Annotated in this window: 1 protein-coding gene; it reads left to right on the top strand. The window is 67.2% G+C overall.

Annotation, left to right across the window (positions count from 1 at the left end; all coding sequences use genetic code 11):
- Positions 1-64: 64 nt before the first annotated feature.
- Positions 65-19972, top strand: a complete 19908-nt coding sequence (locus NA4_RS14755; RefSeq protein WP_067470176.1) for a non-ribosomal peptide synthetase — start codon at positions 65-67, stop codon at positions 19970-19972.
- Positions 19973-20257: the final 285 nt, after the last annotated feature.

Here is a 20257-nt window from a genome sequence, read left to right as displayed (position 1 = left end):
GGGATACTTCATTGTTTCGGGTAGCCGACACACCGTGCACTTCCGCTGGCGTAGGGGTATCCGAATGACCCGCCCGGCGCGTGTGCGGCCCAACCGGACCCGGCGGCCGCGGGTGACCACATTGCCGCAGTTGCTGGCCATGGCGGTGGAAACGAACCCGGACGGCATCGCTGTCGTACAGGCCGCTGGCTCGGTCGGCGGCCGCACCGATGTCGCGTCGGCGGCGCGAATGAGTTACGCCGAGTTGGATTACCGCTCGACGCGGCTCGCTCGGTTGTTGCTCGAACGTGGCGTCGGTCCCGAAGACTTTGTCGCCGTGAGCATTCCGCACTCGATCCAGTCCGTGGTGGCACTGTGGGCGGTGGCGAAGACCGGAGCCGGCTTCGTGCCGGTGGATCCGGACGATTCGCCGGACCTGCTCGAGCGTGTGGTGTCCGATCCCGGCGTGGTGTCGGGGCTCACAGTCGAAGCCGTGCGTGACCGGCTGCCCGGGCAGGTGACGTGGCTGGCCGTCGACGACCCGGAGTTCGAGCGCGCGCTGCGGAATTACCCGGCGGATGCCGTGACCCATATCGATCGGGTGCGTCCGTTGCAGGGCGAGCATCCGGCGTACGTGATCTACCAGCGTAATTCGAGCGGGCAGGCGGACCGGACGGTTGTCACGCAGGCCGAATTGTCCGCTTTCTGCGATGAGCAGCGGGAGCGCTACCGGCTGACGCCGCAGGCGCGCACCCTGCACTTCGCCGCGCCGTCGTCCGACCAGTTCGCGCTCGAGCTGCTGCTTGCTGTGAGCAGCGCGGCGACGATCGTCGTGGCTCCCGGATTCGATGGTGCGGGGCTCGCGGAGCTGCTGCGGCGGGAACAGGTGACGCACCTATTCGGTGGTCCTGCGACACTCGCCGCCCTGGACCCGGTCGGATTGGACGAACTGCGCGTAGTCGTGGCCACCGGCCGACCGAGCCCGCCGGATCTGGTGCGGCACTGGGTCCGACCGATCGCGGGCGGTGCCGTTCGTCTGTTCTTCAACGGCCGGGAGCAGGCCGAGACCGTTGACTCGGCGGCTACCCTCGTCGACCTGTTCCAGGCTCAGGTATCGGCGTCCCCCGGGCAGGTCGCGATTGTCGACGGGTCCGTTCCCAGTGGGAAATCCCTGACCTACGCCGAGTTCGCCGCCCGGGTGCATCGGTTGGCGCGGCGGCTGATCGATGCCGGTGTCGGTCCGGAAACGCTTGTCGCACTGGGGATGCGACGCTCGGTGGACTTGGTCGTCGCCATGTACGCCGTGCAGGAGGCGGGTGCGGGGTACGTCCCGCTCGACCTCGATCAACCGATCGAGCGAATCCGGTACGTGCTCGAGTCGGCGGCGCCGGTGTGCGTGCTGACCACGTCCCGCGATGATTTCGACGGCGCCGCAGTGCCTGCCCTGTCGGTGGACGCATTGGACTTGTCCGGTTATTCGAGTGAGCCGGTGGTCGATGCGGAACGGATCGCGCCGCTGCGTCCAGCGCATCCGGCTTACGTGATCTTCACCTCCGGCTCGACCGGCCGCCCGAAGGGTGTCGCGGTTCCGCATGCCGCGGCGGTCAACCAGATTCGCTGGATCACCAGCGAGTACGGGATCGGTGCGGGCGATGTGGTGCTGTTCAAGACGCCCGCGACGTTCGACGTCTCGGTCTGGGAGTTGTTCGGTCCGCTGAGCACCGGTGGCCGGATGGTTGTGGCGAGCTCGGACGGGCACCGCGATCCGGCATATCTGGCCGAGGTGATCGCGGCGGAGCGCATCACCATGACGTCGTTCGTGCCATCGATGCTGACCGTCTTCGCGGGCAGCGCCGCCGCGGCGGGCAGCGCCGATCTCGGCTCGCTGCGTGCGCTATTCATCGCGGGCGAGGCGTTCACGTCCGACGCAGTGGAGGCGATCCGGCGGGTGAGTTCGGCGGCGCTGTACAACCTGTACGGTCCGACGGAATTCACCGTCCACGCCACCCACGCCCCGGTCGCCGACGACGTGGCCGGTGCGGTTCCGATCGGCCTGCCCGTGTCGAATACCCAGGCATACGTGCTCGATTCGCGGCTGCATCCGGTGCCGTCGGGTGTCGCGGGCGAGTTGTACCTGGCCGGTGCGCAATTGGCGCGCGGCTATTTCGGCCGTTCCGACCTCACCGCGGATCGGTTCGTGGCCAACCCGTTCGGTGCGCCGGGCAGCCGGATGTACCGCACCGGCGACCTGGTCAGCGCCGACTCGACCGGTTCGCTCGCCTTTATCGGCCGCACCGATTTCCAGGTCAAGCTGCGTGGTCTGCGGATCGAGCTGGGCGAGATCGAATCAGCGTTGCGGGCCCACGATTCGGTAGCACAGGCCGTCGCGATCGTCCGGTCGGACGAGCGGCTGGGCGATCAGCTGGTCGCCTACGTCGTGCCCGCACCGCAGCCTGCTGACATCGGTGACGAGCAGTCCTACCTGGACGAGTTGCGGAACCATCTGGCCGCGCGGCTGCCCGCGTACATGGTGCCAACGGCGATCGTGGTGCTGGAGGCGCTGCCGCTGAGCCCGAACGGCAAACTGGATCGCCGCGCGCTGCCCGAACCGGTGGTCCGGGAACGCGAATTCCGCGCGCCGTCCACACCCATCGAGCAGCTCGTCGCGACGACCTTCGCCGAAGTGCTGGGTGTGCATGCGGACCGTCCGGTTGGCGCCGACGACGACTTCTTCGACCTGGGCGGCAACTCGCTGTTGGCCACCCAGATGATCGCCCGGCTCGGCGCGGCACTCGACACGCGTATGCCCGCTCGGGTGATCTTCGAGGCATCCACGGTCGCCGCGCTCGCGGCGCTACTGGCTTCGCTCCAGGGCACGGGCGGGCGTCGCGCGTTGGTTCCGGTGCCCCGCGAAGGCGAGACGGCACAACCGATCCCGCTGTCGCTGGCACAACAGCGGATGTGGTTCCTCAACCAGTTCGATCCGGCGTCGGCGGCGAACAATATCCCGTTCGCCGTCCGGCTGACCGGAGCGTTGGACGTGCCTGCCTTGCAGGCGGCGGTCGCCGATCTGGTCGATCGCCACGAGACGTTGCGCACCGTGTATCCGGCGCTGGACGGCACCGGCTATCAGCAGATACTGCCTGCCGAGCAGGCGGTTGTGAACCTTGTGCCGCAGGCGATGGCGGAGGCCGAACTCGCGGACTGGCTGCTCGAGGTCGCGTCGGCCGGGTTCGACGTGACCGCGCAGGTCCCGTTGCGCATCGCCCTCGCCGAACTGGTGCCGGGCGCGGATTCCACGGAGCGCTCGGCCGAGCACGTCCTCGCTGTCGTGGTGCACCACATCGCCGCCGACGGCGCGTCCATCGCGCCGATGGTCCGGGATCTGATGACCGCGTATCTGGCCCGGGTCGACGGTGCCGCGCCGAGCTGGCTACCACTGCCGGTGCAGTACGCGGACTACACGGTGTGGCAGCGCGCGGTCCTGGGTGAGGAGTCCGATCCCGAATCGGTGGCCGCCACCCAAATCGACTACTGGCGTTCAGCGTTGCAGGGCATCCCGGACCGGCTGGATCTGCCCGCGGACCGGCCTCGGCCGACCGTCGCGTCCGGTCGCGGTGCGGAATTCTCCTTCGAGATCCCGGCCGAGATCCACGCCGAGCTGACCGAGCTGGCGCACCGCACGGGCGCCTCGCTGTTCATGGTGGTACACGCCGCTTTCGCGGTGCTGCTGGGCCGGTTGTCGGGTAGCGACGACGTCACCATCGGCACGCCGGTCGCCGGGCGCGGTGAGCGTGAACTCGATGAGCTGATCGGCATGTTCGTCAACACGTTGGTACTGCGCACCAAGGTCGAGCCGGGCATCTCGTTCACCGAGCTGCTCGCGGCCACCAAGGAGACCGACCTGGCGGCGCTCTCGCACGCCGAGTTGCCGTTCGAGCGACTGGTGGAGGTGCTCGATCCGGTTCGGTCGCAAGCGCATCACCCGCTGTTCCAGGTCGCGCTGTTCTTCCAGAACATCCAGGCGCCGCGGCTGGAATTGCCCGGCCTGACCGCGTCTGCCGTCGAACTCGGTGGCGCCCAAGCCAAATTCGATCTGCAGCTGACCATGGTGCCGCGCCAGGACGGCGACGCCGCGGCGGGGCTGTCGGCGATGTTCACCTATGCCACCGATCTGTTCGACGAATCCACGATCGCGGAATTCGCGGTGCGGTTGCGGCGGCTGCTGGCCGCCGTGGCGGCGGACCCGGCGCAGGTCATCGGCGACCTCGAGCTGCTGGACTCGGCCGAGCGGGAACAGATTCTGCTCGACTGGAACGACACCGGCCATCCGGTCGACGCCGAGCTGCTGCTGGATGGTTACCGCCGGGCAGTGGCCGCTCACCCGGATGCCGTCGCGCTGGCGTACGAAGGTGTCTCGCTTGCCCACCCGTCGCCCGACCACCACCCCTCAACGAGTCGCTACGCGACGCTGGCCCACCCGTCGCCCGACCACCACCCCTCAACGAGTCGCTACGCGACGCTGACCTATAGGGAGTTCGACGAGCGCGTCAACCGGCTCGCCCGGCTGCTGATCTCGCAGGGCGTGGGTGCGGAATCGCTGGTAGGCCTGGCGATTCGGCGCTCGGTGGATCTGGTGGTCGGCATCTATGCGATCGTGACAGCTGGTGGCGCCTATGTGCCGCTGGATCCCGACCATCCCGCGGACCGGATCGCGCACATTCTCGATACGGCACAGCCCGCGTGCGTGGTGACGAGGACCGCGGATGCGGTGCCCGTCCCGCCAGGCACCGTGCTGCTCCATGTCGACGCCTTGGAGCTGGATCACCTCGACAGCGCTCCGGTGCGCGCCGAGGAGCTGCTGCGACCGGTCCTGCCGCAGCACCCTGCGTATGTCATCTTCACTTCGGGTTCGACGGGCAAGCCAAAGGGAGTCGCCGTTTCGCATGCGGCGATCAACAACCAGATCGAGTGGATGCTGGCCGAGTATCCGCTGGGTCCGGATGACGTGTATCTGCAGAAGACCGCGACGACTTTCGACGTGTCGCTGTGGGGCTTCTTCATGCCGTTGCGTGCCGGGGCGAAACTGGTCGTGGCCACGCCCGATGGGCACCGGGACCCGGCCTACGTCGCGGAAATGATCGCCGCGCATGGCGTGACGGTCACCGACTTCGTGCCGTCGATGCTGACGGTATTCGCCGCGCACACCGCGCCGGGTGCGTGCCCGAGTCTGGCGCATATCCTCGTGATCGGTGAGGCATTGCCGCCGGAGACGGTGGCCGCGGTCAACGCCGTGTCCGATGCCAGGGTGCACAACCTGTACGGGCCGACCGAGGCCGCGGTGTCGGTGACCTACTGGCCCGCCCGCGGTGCGGACGAGCGTTCGGTGCCGATCGGGCTTCCGCAGTGGAACACGCAGGTGTATGTGCTGGATGCGCGGTTGCGTCCGGTCCCTGCGGGCGTGGCGGGGGAGCTGTATCTCGCCGGTGACCAGCTCGCTCGCGGGTATGTGCGCCGTCCGGATCTGACCGCGGACCGGTTCGTCGCCAATCCGTTCGGCACCGGTGCGCGGATGTACCGGACCGGTGACCTGGTGGTGTGGCGTGCGCCTGCCGGGGATATGCCGCAGCGGCTCGATTACCTCGGTCGCACCGATTTCCAGGTGAAGTTCCGTGGCCAGCGGATCGAGCTGGGTGAGATCGAGACCGCGTTGCTGGCTCAGCCTTCGGTGAGTCAGGCGGTGGCGCTGGTGGCGCCGTCGGCGCTGGGCGATCAGCTGGTCGCGTATGTGGTTGCCGCACCGGGGCGGTCGGTGGAGCCGTCGGAACTGCCGGTCAGGATCGGTGAAACGCTTCCGGCGTACATGGTCCCGGCCGCGGTCGTCGTGTTGGACGCTTTCCCGTTGAACCCGAGCGGCAAGTTGGATCGTAAGGCGCTGCCGGAGCCGACTTTCGGCACACGCGAATTCCGCGCCCCGGCAACGCCCGTGGAAGAGATCGTCGCCGGTGTCTTCGGTGAGGTCCTCGGTCTGAGCCGGGTCGGCGCCGACGACGATTTCTTCGCACTCGGCGGCAACTCCCTGGTCGCCACGCAGGTGGTCGCACGGTTGGGTGCCGCGGTGGGCGCCCGCATTCCGGTGCGGACGCTGTTCGAGACCTCGACCGTGACGGACTTGGCGACGGCGATCGAGTCGCACACGCACGCCAACCGCCGTGTGGAGCTGGGCAGCCTCGTCCGGCCGGAGCGGTTGCCGTTGTCGTTGGCGCAGCGGCGGATGTGGTTCCTGAACCGGTTCGATCAGGTCGATGACGATCCGGCGGCGGCAACGGGTTCGGCGGCCTACAACCTGCCGTTCGCGCTGCGGCTCACCGGGTTGCTCGACGTGGCGGCGCTGGCCGCGGCGCTCGATGACGTGGTGGCCCGGCATGAAGTACTGCGCACGGTGTACCCCGAAACCGCGGAAGGTCCCGTGCAGGTCGTCCTGCCCGCCGGACAGGTGACGTTGGACGTCACACCGGAGCGGGTAAGCGAATCCGAGATCGCGACGGCTGTGTACGAGCTCGCGTCGACGCCGTTCGACGTGACCTCCGAAGTGCCGGTACGGGTGCGGCTGCTGGAGATCGATGGACGCGCGCCCGGGTCGCCACGTGAGTACGTGCTCGCTGTCGTGGTGCACCACATCGCCGCCGACGCCTCGTCGATGGGGCCGCTGGTGCGCGATGTGATGGTGGCCTATGCCGCGCGCACCGCGGCTGCCGCCCCGGCGTGGACACCACTGCCGGTGCAGTACGCCGACTACGCACTCTGGCAGCGGGCCGTGCTCGGCGACGAATCCGAGCCCGAGTCCATTGCGGCGCAGCAGATCGCGTACTGGCGCGAGCACCTCGCCGACCTTCCCGACCTGCTGGAACTGCCCACCGACCGGCCGAGGCCCGCGGTGGCATCGCTGGCCGGTGGACGGGTCGAGGTGTCGGTGGATGCCGCCACCCACGCCGGCCTTGTGCGACTGGCACGCGCCAACGGCGCCACCCTCTTCATGGTTGTGCACACCGCGCTCGCGGTACTGCTCGCGCGACTATCGGGTTCCGGCGATATCGCGATCGGCACTCCGGTAGCGGGTCGCGGTGAACGTGAACTCGATGATCTCATCGGTATGTTCGTCAATACCGTGGTGTTCCGGACGCGCCTGTCCGGTGCTGACTCGTTCAGCGAAGTATTGGCGCGGCAACGGGAAACCGATCTGCAGGCGTTCGCGAATGCCGATATTCCGTTCGAACGCTTGGTGGAAGTGCTCAACCCGCGTCGCTCGACGGCGCATCACCCGCTGTTCCAGGTGGGTCTGTCGTTCCAGAACGTGGCACGGACCGCGCTGGAATTGCCCGGCTTGACGATCGCCGGGGTGGAAGCGGATCTGAATGTGTCGCAGTTCGATCTGCATCTGATCGTCAGTGACACCTACGACGAGGCCGGTGACGCGGCGGGGATGGGTGGCTACTTCACCTACGCCGCGGACCTTTTCGAGGCCGAAACGGTGCGGGGCTTCGCCAAGCGTTTGTCGCGCATTCTGGCGGCCGTGGTGGCGGACGCGACGACACCGGTCGGGGATATCGAGATTCTCGATACGGCCGAACGGATCGAAGTGCTGTCGGTGTGGAACGCCACCGACCACGCGATCGATCCGGCGGTGCTACTCGGCAGCTCCGCGTCGGCCGCGACCACGCTCGCGGCCCTGTTGGATTCCGCCGTCGCGGCGGCGCCGGATGCCGTCGCGCTGGTCGCCGACGTCCAGGACTCGGACGAAGGACGGCAGGAGCTGACGTACGCGGAGTTGGACGTGAGGGTCAACCGTTTGGCCCGCCATCTCATTGCGGAAGGCGTCGGCCCGGAGTCGCGGGTGGCGCTGGCCTTGCGCCGGTCGGTGGACCTGGTTGTGGCGATGTACGCGGTGGTGCGGGCCGGTGGTGCGTATGTGCCGGTGGACCCCGATCAGCCCGCCGAACGGACCGGCTACATCCTGGAGACGGCGGCACCGGTGTGCGTGCTGACCGATGCTTCGGCTGCCTTCGCCTCCGATGCCGCGCCCGTAGTCCGACTGGACGAACTCGACCTCTCCGAGCTGTCAGCCGCGCCGGTCACCGATGCCGAGCGCGTGACGCCGTTGCGTCGGGAGAACACCGCGTATGTGATCTTCACGTCGGGTTCGACTGGTCGCCCCAAGGGCGTCGCGGTGTCGCACGGCGCGATCGTGAATCAGTTGCTGTGGAAGTCGTTCGAGTTCGATCTCGTCGACGATGACGCGATCTTGCTGAAGACGGCGGCGACGTTCGACCTGTCGGTGTGGGAGTTCTGGTCTGCGGCGGTATGCCGGGGCCGGTTGGTGCTCGCTTCGCCTGATGGCCATCGCGATCCCGCGTACCTGAACGAGCTGATGACCCACCAAGCGGTGACCACATTGCACGTGGTGCCGTCCATGCTCGACGCATTGCTCGCCAACGCGGACACCGACACTCCGCTCCCCACACTGCGACGCGTGCTGGCCATCGGCGAAGCGTTGCCCGCCGAGACGGCGAAGCGCTTCCAGATCGTGAATCCGAAAGCGGAACTGTTCAATCTGTACGGCCCGACCGAGGCGGCGGTGTCGATCACCAGCCATCGGGTGACCGTGGCTGATGAGGTGTCGGTGCCGATTGGTGCACCGGAGTGGAACAGCCGGGTTTATGTGCTGGATGGGCGTTTGCGTCCGGTGCCGGTGGGTGTTTCCGGTGAGTTGTATTTGGCTGGTGCGCAGTTGGCGCGTGGTTACTTCGGTCGTGTCGATTTGACGGCGGATCGTTTCGTGGCGAATCCGTTCGAGTCGGGTGCTCGGATGTATCGCACGGGTGATCTGGTGGCCTGGAATGCCGATGGTGAGCTGGAGTATCGGGGTCGTACGGATTTCCAGGTGAAGATTCGTGGTTTCCGGATCGAGCTGGGGGAGATCGAGGCCGCATTGTTGGCCTTGCGGCAGGTCGCGCAGGCGGCGGTGATCGCGAAGTCGGGTCCGAGGACTGGTGAACAGCTCGTCGCCTACCTGGTCCCGAGTGATATCGACGCCGGTATCGATGTGGCCGCGGTGAAGTCCTTGCTGTCCGCGGGGCTGCCGTCGTACATGGTGCCGTCGGCGTTCGTGGTGCTGGATGCGTTGCCGTTGAATGTGAACGGCAAGTTGGATCGTAAGGCGTTGCCGGAGCCGGAGTTCGAGGTCCAGGCGTTCCGTGCGCCGTCGACGCCGATCGAGGAGATCGTGGCGTCGGTGTTCGCCGAGGTGCTCGGTGTCGAGCGGGTCGGCGCGGATGACGACTTCTTCGCCCTGGGCGGTAACTCGTTGTTGGCGACGCAGGTCGCCGCCCGTATCGGCAAGGCGTTGGACACCCGGGTGCCGGTGCGGTGGCTGTTCGAGGCGTCTACGGTCGCGGGACTGGCGGTACGGGCCGAGCGGCACGCGGGAGCAGGCGGTCGCCGGGATCTGGTGGCCGGTCCACGACCGGACCGGATTCCGTTGTCGCTGGCGCAGCAGCGGATGTGGTTCCTGAACCAGTTCGACACCGAGTCCGCCGCGTACAACGTGCCGGTTGCGGTGCGGCTGACCGGGGCGCTCGATATCGCCGCATTGCAGCAGGCGGTGTCGGATGTCGTCGTGCGGCACGAAATTCTGCGCACCATCTACCCACAGACCGAGGACGGCCCGGTGCAGGTCATCCTGCCGCCGGGACAGGCCGTTCCGCGCTTGGACGTCCGAGTGATGGCGCCGCAGGACATCGAATCCGCGGTGATCGCGTTGACGTCGACGATCTTCGACGTCACCACCGAGGTGCCGGTGCGGGTCGCCTTGTTCCAGATCGCCGGCGATACAGCGGCTTCCGCTGAATCCGAGCCGGTGGAATATGTGCTGGCCATGGTGGTGCATCACATTTCCTGTGACGGTTCATCGGTGGGTCCGTTGACGCGAGACCTGATGGCGGCATACGTGGCTCGTTCGACGGGGAACGTCCCGAATTTCGCGCCGCTCGCGGTGCAGTATGCGGATTACAGCATCTGGCAGCGTGAGCTGTTGGGTAGCGAGGACGATCCGGAGTCGTTGGCGTCCAAGCAGGTGGGGTATTGGCAGTCGGCGTTGGCTGGTCTGCCGGATCAGTTGGATCTGCCGTCGGATCGGCCGCGTCCTGCGGTGCAGTCGTTCGCGGGTGGCAAGGTCGAGTTGCGGGTGGATACCCGGACTCATCAGGCGTTGATCGAGTTGGCGCGTGCGGAGGGCGCGACGCTGTTCATGGTCGTGCATACCGCGCTGGCTGTGTTGTTGTCGCGGTTGTCCGGGACCGATGACATTGCGATCGGTACGCCGATGGCGGGTCGCGGCGAAGCCGCACTGGACGACCTGATCGGTATGTTCGTCAACACTCTGGTGTTCCGTACCCGGGTGGATGCGGGTGAGGCGTTCACCGATTTGCTGGGCCGTCAGCGTGAGATCGACATCCAAGCGTTCGCCAACGCGGATGTTCCGTTCGAGCGTCTGGTGGAGGTGCTCAACCCGGTTCGTTCGACCGCGCGGCATCCGCTGTTCCAGGTCGGCTTGTCGTTCCAGAACCTGGCCCAGGCTGCGTTGGAGCTGCCCGGTCTGAGTGTGTCCGGATTGGATATCGACACCGAGCTGTCGCAGTTCGACCTGCACCTGATCGCAGCCGACCACTACAGCGATGCAGGTGAGCCGCTGGGTGTCACCGGGGTATTCACCTACGCGACGGACCTGTTCGACCGGGATACGGTGCAGGGCTTTGTGGATCGGTTCGCGCGTTTGCTCGGTGAGATCATCGCCGCGCCGCGTACTCCGGTGGGTGACCTCGAACTGCTCGACGCGGCCGAACGGACGGAGCTGGTGGTCGGCCGTAATGCGACCGCCTCGGCGCTGGATTCGACCGCGACGTTGGTTTCGTTGTTGGATGCCACCGTCGCGGCCGATCCGAAGGCCGTCGCATTGGTCGGTGACGGTCCGGCAGGTGCCGGGCGAATAGAGTTGACCTACGCCGAGGTGGATGCTCGGGTCAACCGGCTGGCGCGCTACCTGCTCGGGCGGGGAATCGGTGCCGAGGATCGGGTCGCGCTGGCTCTGCGCAGGTCGGTGGATCTCGTGATCGCCATGTACGCGGTCGCGAAAACTGGTGCGGCGTATGTTCCCCTCGATCCGGATCATCCGGCTGATCGGACCGACTACATTCTGGAGACCGCGGCACCGGTATGTGTGTTGACCAATGCCGACGCGGAGTTCGTCACCGATGTTGCACCGGTTGTTCGGATCGATGACCTAGACCTGTCAGCACTGAACGCTTCGCCGGTGACCGATGCCGATCGGGTGTTGCCGTTGCGTCCGGAGAACACGGCATATGTGATCTTCACTTCGGGTTCCACCGGTCGCCCGAAGGGTGTGGCGGTTTCGCACGGTGCGATCGCGAATCAGTTGCAGTGGAAGGCAGTCGAGTTCGGTCTCGACGCCGCCGACGCGGTCCTGTTGAAGACCGCGGCAACTTTCGACTTGTCGGTGTGGGAGTTCTGGTCAGCTGCGGTGTGTGGTGGCCGTCTGGTGATCGCCTCGTCCGATGGTCATCGCGATCCGGCCTACCTCAACGAGCTCATGGCGCGGGAGTGGGTCACCACGTTGCATGTGGTGCCGTCGATGCTGGATGCGTTGATGACGGCGGGGATGCCGAATTCGTTGTGGCGGGTGTTGGCGATCGGTGAAGCTCTGCCTGGTGCGGTCGCACAGCGGTTCCTGCGTGAGTATCCGCGCAGCGAGTTGTTCAACTTGTATGGTCCGACCGAGGCGGCGGTGTCGATCACCAGCCATCGGGTCACCCTCGCCGATGAGACATCGGTGTCGATCGGTGGCCCGGAGTGGAACAGCCAGGTCTACGTGCTCGACTCGCGGCTGCGGCCGGTGCCGGACGGTGTTTCCGGTGAGCTGTATCTGGCGGGTGCGCAGTTGGCGCGGGGTTACTTCGGTCGCGCGGATTTGACGGCGGATCGGTTCGTGGCGAATCCGTTCCAGCCGGGTGCACGCATGTACCGCACGGGTGACCTGGTCGCGTGGAACGTAACGGGTGAACTCGAGTACCGGGGTCGTACCGACTTCCAGGTGAAGATCCGTGGTTTCCGCATCGAACTCGGTGAGATCGAAGCCGCCCTGCTGGCGCTGCCGCCGGTCGCGCAGGCGGCGGTGATCGCGAAGTCGGATCCGAAGACTGGTGACCGCTTGGTCGCTTACCTGGTCGCGGCGGATGTCGAGGCGGGTGTCGATGTCGCTGGGGTGAAGTCGGCGCTGTCTGCTGGTTTGCCGTCGTACATGGTTCCGTCGGCGTTCGTGGTCTTGGATGCTTTGCCGTTGAACGTCAATGGCAAGCTGGATCGGAAGGCGTTGCCGGAGCCGGAGTTCGAGGTTCAGGCGTTCCGTGCGCCGTCGACGCCGATCGAGGAGATCGTGGCGTCGGTGTATGCCGAGGTGCTCGGTGTCGAGCGTGTCGGTGCGGATGACGATTTCTTCGCTCTGGGTGGTAATTCGCTGCTCGCGACGCAGGTCGCGGCGCGGATTGGTGCGGCGTTGGATGCGCGGGTGCCGGTGCGTGTGTTGTTCGAGGCCTCGACGGTGGCTGGTTTGGCTGCGAAGGTGGAGCAGCATGCGGGTGCTGGTGGGCGTCGTGCTTTGGTGGCTGGTCCGCGTCCGGAGCGGATTCCGTTGTCGCTGGCGCAGCAGCGGATGTGGTTCCTCAACCAGTTCGACACCGCCTCGGCCGTCAACAACATCCCCGTGGCGATCCGCCTGACCGGCGACCTGGACGTCGCAGCGCTGCAATCGGCGATCACGGATATGGTCGGGCGACACGAGATCTTGCGCACCATCTACCCGCAGACCTCCGACGGACCGGTGCAACGGATCCTGGAACCGCGCGAGGTCCCGGTCGATCTCACGCCGGTGCCGCTCGGCCAGGACCGCGTTGCCGAGGAAGTGCAGCGGGCTGTCGTCGCCGGTTTCGACGTCACGGTGGAACTTCCGTTCCGCACCGAGTTGTTCCAGCTCAGCGAAACCGAATACATCCTGGTCTTCGTCGCCCACCACATCAGCGCGGACGGCTGGTCGATGGGGCCGCTGGTCCGTGATCTGATGCTGGCCTACGCCGCCCGCAGCGGCGGTGCGGCACCCGGCTGGGCCCCGTTGCCGGTGCAGTACGCGGATTTCAGTCTCTGGCAGCGCGAGGTCCTCGGCTCGGAAACCGACCCGGAGAGCCTGATCTCGCAGCAAGCGGACTACTGGCGCACCGCGCTGGCCGGTCTGCCCGACGAGCTCAACCTGCCGTCGGACCGGCCTCGCCCGCTCGCGCAGTCGTTCGCAGGCGGCAAGATCGGTTTCACGGTCGACGCCCAGGTACGCGCGGGGCTGGACCGCTTGGCTCGCGAGCACAACGCGACCATGTTCATGGTCGTGCACGCCGCGCTGGCGCTGTTCCTGTCCCGCGTATCCGGCACCGGTGACATCGCCATCGGCACGCCGATCGCCGGTCGCGGCGAGGCCGAACTCGACGACGTGATCGGCATGTTCGTCAATACCCTGGTGCTGCGCACACAGGTGCGCGGTGAGGACGCCTTCGGCGACCTGCTCGCGCGGGCCAAGGAAGCCGACCTGGAGGCATTCGCGCACGCGGACATCCCGTTCGAGCGGGTGGTGGAAATCCTCAACCCAGAGCGCTCGACCGCGCGGCATCCGCTGTTCCAGGTGCTGCTGTCGTTCGAGAACCTGCCGGGTTCCGGCTTCGAACTGCCCGGATTACGTGTCTCGGCTGTCGATTTCGATGTCGAGACCGCGAAATTCGATCTGTCTCTCACGATTCGGGAGGCAGGCGACAACGGCGACGGCGCGGGCATGTATGCGGAGTTCTCCTTCGCCCGAGATCTTTTCGACGACGCCACGGTGCGAGTGCTCGCCGAGCGGTTCACCCGGCTGCTCGAGGGGATCACTGTTGCGCCGCACCGTGCGGTCGGTGATCTGCCGCTGCTGGACGACGCCGAGCGCGAGTCGTTGACCCAGGTACACGGCGAGCACGTGCTGACGCCCGGGCTGCTACCGGATCTGTTGACCCGCGGTGCGCAGTCCGGCCCGGGGCGGATCGCGGTCCGCGACCGGGGCCGGTCGATCACCTATCGCAAGCTCGACGAGTACTCGTCCCGGCTGGCGCGGGTGCTGATCGATCGCGGCGTCGGCCCCGAGAAGCTGGTCGCGTTGTCCTTCCCGAGGTCGTACGAGATGGTCGCCGCGGTATGGGCGGTGGCCAAGGCCGGTGGCGCGTATGTGCCGGTCGATCCGGCCTATCCGGCGGATCGGGTGCGGCACATGGTGACCGATTCGCAGGCGGTCATCGGGCTCACCGGCGCCGAGTACGTCGACCGATTGCCCGACGATGTCGCATGGCTGGTGCTGGACGATCCGGCCACCGTCGAGTTGCTGGCCCACCAGCTCGCGACGCCGGTCACCGATGCCGACCGGCACACGCCGCTGACGACGCGTCATCCGGCGTATGTGATCTACACGTCGGGATCGACCGGTTTGCCGAAGGGCGTCACGGTCACCCACGCCGGGCTTGCCAGTTTGACCGAGTACTCGACCGAGCTGTACGGCGTCGAATCACACCACCGGTTCCTGCATGTCTGCTCGCCGAGCTTCGACGTGTCGGTTCAGGAATGGTTGTGCGCGTTCTATAACGGGGCCACGTTGGTAATCGTGCCGCCGACTGTCCTCGGCGGATCGGATCTGGCTGAGCTGTTGCAGGGCGAAGCGGTGACGCACGCCATGACCACGCCGGCGATGCTCGGCACGGTCGCCCCGGACGGGCTGGACGACTTCGAGGTCGTCGAGGTCGGCGGCGATGTCACCACGCCGGAGCTGCTGGCCAAATGGCAGCCGGGACGTCGGTATATCAACGGGTACGGCCCGACCGAGGCGACGATCACCGCGTCGTTCGCCACCTTGACCCCGGGGCGGCACATCACCATCGGCAAGCCGGTGCCCGGTATGTCGGCGCTGGTGCTGGACGAGCGGCTCAACCCGGTGCCGCCCGGTGTCGTAGGAGAGCTGTACCTGGCCGGTGGCGCCCTGGCCCGTGGCTACCACAACCGCATGCGGCTGACCGCGGAGCGGTTCGTCGCGAACCCGTGGGGTGAGCCGGGGACTCGGATGTACCGGACCGGTGACCTGGTGCGGTGGTACGCCGATCCGGCCGAGCGAACCGGCGATCGGGTGCCTGCCTCGGAGTGGGAACTGGACTACGTCGGTCGCTCCGACTTCCAGGTCAAGATCCGCGGCTTCCGCATCGAACTCGGCGAGATCGACGCGGTGCTCAGCAGTCACGATGACGTCGAGTTCGCGGTCACGCTCGGCCGCGACACGGCCGGTGGCAAGACACTGGTGTCCTACGTGCTGGCCGTCGAGGGCCGCTCCATCGATTCCGCCGAGCTCACCGACTACGCCGCGCGAACACTGCCGCCGCACATGGTGCCCGCCGCGATCGTGGTGCTGGACGAGATCCCGCTGACTCCGGTGGGCAAACTCGATCGAAAGGCATTGCCGGAGCCGACTTTCGAGAAGGCGGTCTTCCGCGCGCCGACCACGCCGATCGAACAGATCGTCGCGGACACCTTCGCCGACGTGCTCGGGCTCGGCGACGGGTCCAGCTACCTCGGCCGCGACGACGATTTCTTCGCGCTCGGCGGGAACTCGCTGCTGGCCACCCAGGTCGCGGCCCGGTTGGGTGCGGCGCTCGACGCGCGGGTACCGGTGCGGCTGTTGTTCGAAGCCGCCACGGTGGCCGGGCTGGCGCGGAAGGTCGAACAGGAGGCCGGTGCGGGCGGACGCCCTGCGCTGGTGGCCGGTCCGCGCCCGGAGCGGATCCCGCTGTCGCTCGCGCAGCAGCGCATGTGGTTCCTCAACCAGTTCGACACCGAGTCGGCGGCCTACAACGTGCCGGTCGCGGTGCGGCTGGCCGGTGACCTCGATGTGCCCGCGCTGCGGGCTGCCATCGGGGACGTGGTCGGCAAGCACGAGATCCTGCGCACCATCTATCCGCAGACGGACTTCGGCCCGGCACAGGTGATTCTGCCCCCGGCGCAAGCCATTCCGGAGCTGCCCGTGCGGAGGATCGGCGCGGCGGACATCGAATCCGCGGTGCTGGAGGTGGTATCGACCATCTTCGACGTCACCAGCGACGTGCCGCTGCGGGTCGAACTCTTCGAGATCGACGATGCCGGAGCGGAGCGCGCCTATGTGCTGGCCATGGCCGTGCACCATATCAGCGCCGACGGCTGGTCGGTCGGCCCGCTGACCCGCGATGTGATGATGGCCTACACGGCGCGTTCGCACGGCGCGGCACCCAGTTGGGCGCCGCTGCCGGTGCAGTACGCCGATTTCAGCGTCTGGCAGCGTGAATTGCTCGGCAGCGAGGATGACGCGGATTCGCTCGCGGTGGAGCAGATCTCGTACTGGCGGACCGCGTTGGCAGGTCTGCCGGACCAGTTGGATCTGCCGTCGGATCGACCGCGCCCGCCCATGCAGTCGTTCGCCGGTGGCAAGGTCGACGTGCAGATCGGCGCGCAGACCCACCGGGCGTTGATCGAGCTGGCCCGAGCCGAGGGCGCGACCCTGTTCATGGTCGTGCACACCGCGTTCGCCGTCCTCTTGTCGCGTTTGGCCGACGCCGAGGACATCGCGATCGGCACGCCGATAGCCGGCCGAGGCGAAGCCGAACTCGATGACGTAATAGGCATGTTCGTCAACACGCTGGTGCTGCGGAGCCGAGTCGACACGGCGGAGTCGTTCGCGGATCTGCTGGTCCGCCAGCGCGAAACAGACGTCCAGGCCTTCGCCAACGCGGATGTGCCGTTCGAACGACTCGTCGAGGTACTGAATCCGGTGCGCTCGACGGCGCGGCATCCGCTGTTCCAGGTGGGTCTGTCGTTCCAGAACCTGGCCAGGGCCACGCTGGAACTGCCCGGTCTCTCGGTCGAGACCGTCGCCATCGACACGCAGCTCTCGCAATTCGATCTGCATCTGATCGTCGCCGACGGCTACGACGAAGGCGGAAACCCGGCGGGCATCGGTGGCTTCATCACCTACGCCACGGACCTGTTCGATCGGGACACGGTGCAGGATCTCGTCGACCGGCTGTTGCGGATCATCCACGCCGCGGTGGCGGAGCCCACGCTGCCGGTCGGCGATCTGCCGTGGCTGGACGAGACCGAACTGACCGAGCTGGTGTCGGGCCGCAACGATACGGCGCACCAGGTCGACGAATCCGCGACACTGGTGTCGTTGTTCGAGGCATCGGTCGCCGCCACACCCGACGCCATCGCTCTCGTCGCCGATGCGGAAATCGACGGCGCTGCTGCTCGGACACTGACCTACGACGAGCTCGACCGTCGCGTCAACCGCCTTGCCAGGTACCTGATCGCGCGAGGTATCGGCGTGGAATCGCGGGTGGCGCTGGCCATCGGCCGCTCGGTCGATCTGGTGGTCGCCATGTACGCGGTCGCCAAAGCCGGTGCGGTGTATGTGCCGATCGATCCGGACCATCCGGCCGAGCGGATCGAGTACATCCTCGCGACCGCCGCCCCGGCGCTCGTGCTGACGACGAGCCGCGACCGGGTGGACGCGACCGTCATCGAGAACGCACGCGCTGAACTTGCCGCTGCTGTGGCGCGTATCGACGAGCTCGACCTGTCGGCCTACGCGGACGGGCCGATCGCTCCCGAGGAACGTCGCGGCGATCTCACGGCGGCCGACACGGCATACGTGATCTTCACATCGGGCTCGACGGGTCGACCCAAGGGTGTCGCCGTCTCGCACGGTGCGATCGTCAACCAGTTGCTGTGGAAGCAAGCCGAGTTCGGGTTGGGATCCGACGACGTGATGCTGTTGAAGACCGCGGCGACGTTCGACCTTTCGGTGTGGGAGTTCTGGTCGGCGGCGGTGTGTGGTGGCCGTTTGGTGATCGCTTCGCCCGAGGGGCATCGTGATCCGTCGTACCTGAACAACCTGATCGGTGGCGCCGCGGTGACCACGTTGCACGTGGTGCCGTCCATGCTCGACGCGCTGCTCACCGAATCGGAGGCGCGCTTGCCCGCGGCACTGCGGCGGGTACTCGCCATCGGTGAGGCATTGCCCGCCGCGACCGCGCAGCGTTTCCGGTCGGCGAATCCCGAGGTGGCGCTGTACAACCTGTACGGACCGACCGAGGCGGCGGTATCGATCACGCGGCACCGGGTGACCGACGCCGATACGACTTCGGTGCCCATCGGCGTGCCGGAGTGGAACAGCCGGGTCTATGTGCTCGACAGCCGACTACGGCCGGTCCCCATGGGTGTATCCGGTGAGCTGTACCTGGCTGGTGCGCAGTTGGCGCGTGGTTACTTCGGTCGTGCGGATTTGACGGCGGATCGTTTCGTGGCGAATCCGTTCGAGCCGGGGGCCCGCATGTACCGCACGGGTGATCTGGTCGCGTGGAACAGCGATGGTGAGCTCGAGTACCGAGGCCGTACGGACTTCCAGGTGAAGATTCGTGGTTTCCGGATCGAATTGGGTGAGATCGAGGCCGCGCTGCTGCGTCAGGACGCGGTCGCGGCCGCCGCGGTCGTCGCCCATACGGATTCGAGCGCGGGAGATCGTCTCGTCGCCTATGTCGTCGGCGCAGGCGGTGCCATCGACACCCAGCGGCTCGGCGCGGCTCTCGCGGCGGATCTGCCGTCGTACATGGTGCCGTCCACGGTCATCGAACTGACCGCGCTTCCGTTGAACGCGAACGGCAAACTCGACCGGGCGGCGCTGCCGAAACCGGTGCTCGAGCAGGCGCGGTTCCGTGCTCCGGTCACTCCGCTGGAACAGGCGGTGGCCCGGGTGTTCGGCGAGGTCCTCGACGTCGAGGAGGTCGGTCTCGATGACGACTTCTTCGGTCTCGGCGGCAATTCCCTGGTCGCGACGCAGGCGGTGAGCCGGTTGCGGCGCGTGACCGGCGCCGAGGTCCGGGTGCAGTGGTTCTTCACCGACGCCACCGTCGCGGGGCTCAGCGGCCGGATCGAGACGGCGATCGCCCAGGGCTACGAGTTCGGCCCCGATCCGGACGACGGGCTCGGGGTGCTGCTGCCGATCCGGGCCGAGGGGACGGCGGATCCGCTGTTCTGCCTGCACCCGATGTACGGATTGTCGTGGAGTTATGTGGGCCTGGCCCGGTTCCTGCCCACCGAACAGCCCGTTCTCGGCATCCAGTCACCTGCCCTGTCCGAAGACGGGTACCTGCCCGGCTCCGTCACCGAGATGGCTCGCCGCTACGCCGCCGAGATCCGGGCCGTGCAGCCCGAGGGACCGTACCGGCTGCTCGGCTGGTCGTTGGGCGGGGTCGTGGCCCACGCGGTGGCGACCGAACTGCAGGCGGCGGGCGAACAGGTGGCGCTGCTGGCCATGCTGGACAGCTACCCGGATGTGGATGTCTCCGATTTCCGCGGCACGATCCGTCAAGGTTTGGCCGAGATCGGCATCGGCGAGGACGTGATCTCCGCGGAGGGTGACATCCACGAGCTCAGCGAGGAGGCGCTGGACTCGTTGCACGCGTCGATTCCGCCCGAGCTGGCCGTGCTGACCAAAGAGCGGCTGCGGCGGATCTACCGCAGCGCGGTGCGCTCGGTCGAGCTGATCGCCGAACACCGCCCCGCGGTGTACCGCGGCACGCTCGAATACTTCAGTGCCGGCATCGGAGGCCCGGATCAGACCGAAGCCGATCTGCGGGCGGCGGCGACCCAATGGCAGCCCTATGTAGCTGGGGAAATCGTCGATAGACCGATCAATGCGAATCATCAGCAAATGGCTTCTCCCGAGGCGCTCGCCGAGATCGGTCCCCAGCTCGCCGGTCTGCTCGATCCGCCGGAGTAGCCACGGCGGCGCACCCGTCACCGGGCCGGGCCATTGCCTGGCCCGGTCCTGGCGGCTTCGCGACACCAATCCCGCGTCGGGAGGGAATAATCGTCGCAAGCACTCGCCCGCGCTCCGGCAACTCATGGTCGCGCTCGGCCGTGCCGCGGCGGACTCGGTAACGATCGGCATGCGCGCGTTCGATGATCATCAGGGCGGGGGGTGCGTGGCAACAACAGACAGGGTGAGGCATCTCCATGGTTCGGGCGGTCCGGCAGCAGTGTGACGAGACTGCGGGAGCGGTGC

The sequence above is a fragment of the Nocardia amamiensis NBRC 102102 genome (assembly GCF_001612745.1).
In the GTDB taxonomy this organism is placed as follows: domain Bacteria; phylum Actinomycetota; class Actinomycetes; order Mycobacteriales; family Mycobacteriaceae; genus Nocardia; species Nocardia amamiensis.
The sequence above is the reverse complement of the archived record's forward strand: the minus strand, read 5'-3'. Positions and strand labels throughout refer to the sequence as shown.